Here is a 4,730-nt window from a genome sequence, read left to right on the forward strand (position 1 = left end):
GCGAATTTCCCTTGAGCGTGATCAGGCAGAGCTTGCGGTCGAGGGTCGGCTTGGTGATTGGTAGCGCCTGAAGCGTCGCATCGAGCGGCACCGGGATCATGATGCGCGGCAGGATCGCCACGCCGAGTCCGGCCTTGGCGAACGCGAGCATGGTCTGCACCTGGATCACCTCGAACGAATTTTTGATCTCCAGTCCACGCAAGGCGACTTCGCGGTTGAGTGTGTTGCGCATCTCGGCCGATGAGGATGCCAGCACGAGTGGCAGCTTGGCGAGGTCGTGCAGCGTGACTTCCGTCGCCCCGGGCCGCCAATGCGCCTTGGGTAAAAGGGCATAGATCGGCTCGGTGGTGATCTCCTTGAAGTTGTAATCATTGGCCTGTTCGACGAACGGACCGATCCCGAACGAAATGTCCTGGCGCGACACGGCTTCCAGCAGTTGCGCAGAGGCGAGCTCGCGCAGCTTGAGACGGATGCTTCGTCGTTTCAGCTGAAATTCGGCGAGGACGCCGGGAAGCACTGTCGCAGCGATGCTCGGCACGCAGCCCATCGAGATATTGCCGACCTGGACATTCGCCGCCTCGCGGATCTCACGCAGTCCGAGTTCGAGCGATGCAACCGCGCGCTGGGCGTGGCCGAGCAGTTGCTTGCCCTCCGCCGTCAACTGGACACGGCGGGTGGTGCGATGGAACAGGGCAACCCCGATCTGTCCCTCAAGCAGCTTGATCTGGGTGCTCACGGCGGACTGCGACCGGTGCAGCACTTCGGCCGCCCGACGAAAGCTGCAGCTCTCGGCCACCACGACAAATATCTGCAATGCCTTTAAATTATACATTCGGTCGCCCCGATCTAACCCCTTTTCGATGATCGGGCCGTATGGGGCGCTCGTCAATGGGGCGACGCGGATCGGAGGACCATTACAACCCAATCGCCCGGCGGAAGGCGGCGAGCGAGTCGCGCTCGAACTGCCGGGCGGGCGCCGAGGTCGCGATTAGCGTGAACCCGTGGTAGGCACCGGGGTAGACGTGAAGCTCGGTCGGAACACCAGCGTGCATCAGCCGCTGCGCGAAGCGCAGATCCTCGTCGATGAACAGGTCGATCGACCCCGTGGCGATGAAGGTCGGCGGAAGGCCCGCAAGCTGTACACAACGGGCCGGCGCGGCGTAGATCGACGGTTCATCGCCGTCGCCAACATAGCAGGACCAGCCGAACCGGTTGGCCTCGATCGGCCAGACGTGACGGCCGGCGGCTGGATGTTCACCCGTGCGGTCGTCGAGCATCGGGTAGACCAGCGAAAGAAAAGCGATCGGCGGGCCGTTACGGTCACGAACCGCCAAGGCAAGCCCGACCGCGATTCCGCCCCCCGCACTGACCCCGCGCACCGCGATCCGCGCCGGATCAATGGCCAGCCGCTCGGGTTCCTCGTGCAGCCATTGAACGCCAGTCCACGCATCGTCGAGTGCGGCAGGAAAAGGATTTTCCGGAGCGAGCCGATATTCGACCGACAGGATCACGGCTCCAAGCTCGGCGCACAGAGCCTGCATCGGTCCGTCTTCGCGCGCGGCCGTCCCCGCGACATAGCCGCCACCATGAATGTTGAGAACCGCCGGATGGGGACCGGGCGTCGTCGGACGGTGAAGTAGCGCGCGCAGTTCGGGCGCGCCCGCTCGCCCCGGCAGCATGATCCATTCGGTCGTGACGCCCGGCACGGGGTCGGGGTCGCGGCCCTCGGCCAATAGGGCCCGGAGCTCTGCCAGTGACTCATGCGAAAGCGTCTTGAGATTAGGAAGCAGGTCTAGCGCCGGTATAAGCTCCGGATCAACCAGCTTCAGCGCATCGTCGTTCATCTTTTCTCCGGAAGGGCAAAGGCAACCACGGAATCTCCCAGTGGCGAGCGCGAAAGCATGTGTCCGCCAGCGACGATCAAGACAAACTGCCGCCCACTGCGCGGCGAGACATAGGTCATCGGATTGGCCTGACCCCCGGCGGGCAGGCGCGACTGCCACAACAGCTTGCCCGTGCTCGTATTGAAGGCGCGGAAGGTAGTGTCCTGCGTCGCGCCGATGAAGGTCAGCCCGCTGACGGTGGTCACCGACCCGCCGAAATTGGGCATGCCCATCGGCAGCGGCAGGTTGGACGTGATACCGAGCGGGCCGGTGTCGCGCGCCATCCCGAACGGCCGCGACCAGAGCAGCTTGCGCGTGCTGAGGTCGATCGCGCTCAAGGTGCCGTAGGGCGGCTTGTTGCAGGGCACGTCGAGTGGCGAGATTAGCCCCGTCAGGCGCACGCCGTAGGGCGCGCCCGCCTGGCGCTGAGGCAGGGCGAAATTATGCGAATAGCCGCCAGGCTTGTCGAGGATGCGGTCGGTCTCGGCCCGGGTCACGAGCTCGAATACCGCCGGATAATACATCGAATTGACGATCATCACCTTGCGCGACGGGTCGACCGACACGCTTCCCCAATTCTGGCCGCCCCCAATGCTCGGGTAGGTCAGCGACCGGTCGGTCCCGGGGGGGGTCATCGGCCCGTCATAGCGCAGTTTGCGGAACTCGATCCGGCACCAGAGCTGGTCGAGCGGGGTGATCCCCCACATGTCTCGCTCGGTGAGCCGGGCGCCGGCGAAGGACGGCATCCCGACCGAATAAGGCTGGGTCTTCGACAGCCGGTCAGGCTCGACGCTGCCCCGCTGCGGCGCGGGGCGTTCCACGATCGGCAGGAGCGGCCTGCCGGTGCGCCGGTCAAAGACGAAGATTTCGCCGCGCTTGGTTGCCTGCGCCACGGCCGGAATGCTCTGGCTCCCAACGGGCATGTCGAACAGGGTCGGCTGGGAGGCAACGTCATAATCCCACAAGTCATGGTGCGTCGTCTGGAACGCCCAGCGCGGCTGCCCCGTCGAGGCATCGAGCGCAACGAGCGAACTGCCAAACCGCTCGGATGCCGCCGACCTTGCACCGCCCCAATGATCGGGGGTGGGATTGCCGGTCGGCACATAGACAAGCCCAAGTTGCTCGTCGCCACTCATCGGCGCCCAGCTGTTGGGTGTCGAGCGCGCATAATGTTCGCCCGCTTTCGGCTCGCTCGTCACGCCGGGCCGGCCGATGTCCCACGCCCAGGCGAATTTGCCCGTCGTCGCATCATAGGCGCGGATGACGCCCGATGGCTCGTCGGTGCTCTGATCGTCCGCGACCCAACCGCCGATCACGATTTTTCCGCGGACGATGGTCGGGGTCGAGCTGACATAATAAAATCCCGGAAGCACTTCGCCGAGCCCGGCCTTGAGGTCGACGAAGCCGTTGTTTCCGAACGACGCGCACGGGCGCCCGGTGCGGGCATCGACCGCCACCAGCCGCGCATCGAAGGTAGCCGAGATGATCCGTTCGGGGCAGTCCGCCGCGTTGTTCGCGCGATAATAGGCGACGCCACGACATGCGGTGACTTGCGAATTGCCAGTCTTGTCGGCGCGCGGGTCGAAATGCCACCGCTCTTTACCCGTTTCCGGGTCGAGGGCGATGAGGATGTTCGTCGGCGCGCACAGGTACAGCGAGTCGCCGATCATCAGCGGCGTCGCCTGAAACGAACTCTTCTGCCAACTGCCCGTCGTTCCCGCGTGATAGGTCCAGGCGGGCTTGAGGTCCGCGACATTGGCAGGCGTGATCTGCGCCAGCGGCGAGAAGCGGTCGCCGCCCTGGGTCCGGCCCCACGTCGGCCATTCACCTGCCGCCCCGGCAACCGTCACCGGCACCGTGGGCCGTTCGGCCTTAGCGCCATAGTCAGCTGGCAGCAAAGCCACTACCAGGATCACGAGCAGAGACACTGCTCCGGCCGCCACAGGCGCCAGTGCCGGTCGCTTCGGCATCGCCGTGCGGAACCACGGAACGACGAAGAAGAGTCCCAGCACCGCCGGGGCTACCAGCCGTGGCGCCAGTGCCCAGCCGTCCAGGCCAGCCTCCCATAGCGCCCAAAGAAGCGTCACGATCAAGAAGGCGGCATAGAGCAACGGCCCGCGACGATCGGCGCGCCAGGTGAGAATGCCGGCGACGGCAACCGCGATCCCCCCGATCAGATAATAGAGCGATCCACCGAGCAGCGCCAGTTGCCCACCGCCGATCGCCACGACGAGGCCGATCAACAACAGCAACAGGGCCAGGACGCGCCGGCCGATCGCCAGCCTCACAGCGCTAGACCTCCGTCGATCACGATTTCAGCGCCGGTCACGTAGCTCGACAGGTCCGACGCCAGATAGATGACCACTTCCGCAACGTCATCGACGCTCCCCATACGCCCAAACGGCACCGCCGCCGTGAACGCCTCGAGCGCCGCGGGATCATGATCATCGAGCATCGGCGTGTCGACGAGACCCGGATGAATCGAATTGACCCGGATTCGCTGCGGCGCAAGCTCGCGTGCGGCGCACTGGGTAAGGCCGCGTGACGCCCATTTCGTCCCGCCATAGGCGATCATACCAGGCCAGCCGCGCATTCCCGCGATCGACGAAATATTGATGATCGACCCGCCGCCGCTTTCCATTGCGGGAATGACCGCGCGAATGCCGAGGAAGACCCCGAGCGTGTTGACCCGATAATGAAGGTCGAATTCGGCGAGCGTCGTGTCGACGATGTTAGCCGGCTTGAACACCCCGGCGTTATTGACGAGGATATCGATCTTGCCGAACGCGTCCTGCGCCGCCGCGATCACCGTTTTCCAGTTGTCTTCGTTCGCGACGTCGTGGCGAA

At 64.9% G+C, this 4,730-nt stretch carries 4 protein-coding genes; all 4 read right to left on the bottom strand.

Features of this window, described 5'->3' with window-relative positions:
* On the bottom strand, positions 1–832 hold an 832-nt coding region (locus tag RMN84_RS00465), incomplete at its 3' end, for a LysR family transcriptional regulator (protein ID WP_309610247.1).
* A gap of 82 nt (positions 833–914) precedes the next feature.
* Positions 915–1,844: an alpha/beta hydrolase gene (locus RMN84_RS00470; RefSeq protein WP_309610248.1), complete on the bottom strand. Its 930-nt coding sequence runs from the start codon at positions 1,842–1,844 to the stop codon at positions 915–917.
* Positions 1,841–4,171: a membrane-bound PQQ-dependent dehydrogenase, glucose/quinate/shikimate family gene (locus tag RMN84_RS00475; RefSeq protein ID WP_309610249.1), complete on the bottom strand. Its 2,331-nt coding sequence runs from the start codon at positions 4,169–4,171 to the stop codon at positions 1,841–1,843. The genes RMN84_RS00470 and RMN84_RS00475 overlap by 4 nt, the downstream gene beginning before the upstream one ends.
* The coding region (locus tag RMN84_RS00480; RefSeq protein WP_309610250.1) for an SDR family oxidoreductase at positions 4,168–4,730 on the bottom strand (563 nt) is incomplete at its 5' end. The genes RMN84_RS00480 and RMN84_RS00475, both read right to left, overlap by 4 nt.

Source organism: Sphingomonas sp. (assembly GCF_031380695.1).
Classification (GTDB): Bacteria; Pseudomonadota; Alphaproteobacteria; order Sphingomonadales; family Sphingomonadaceae; genus Sphingomicrobium.

What these genes read in the sequence shown, in the direction of transcription:
- RMN84_RS00470 (WP_309610248.1), bottom strand. Translation starts at nt 1,844, where the DNA reads ATGAACGACGATGCGCTGAAGCTGGTTGATCCGGAGCTTATACCGGCG.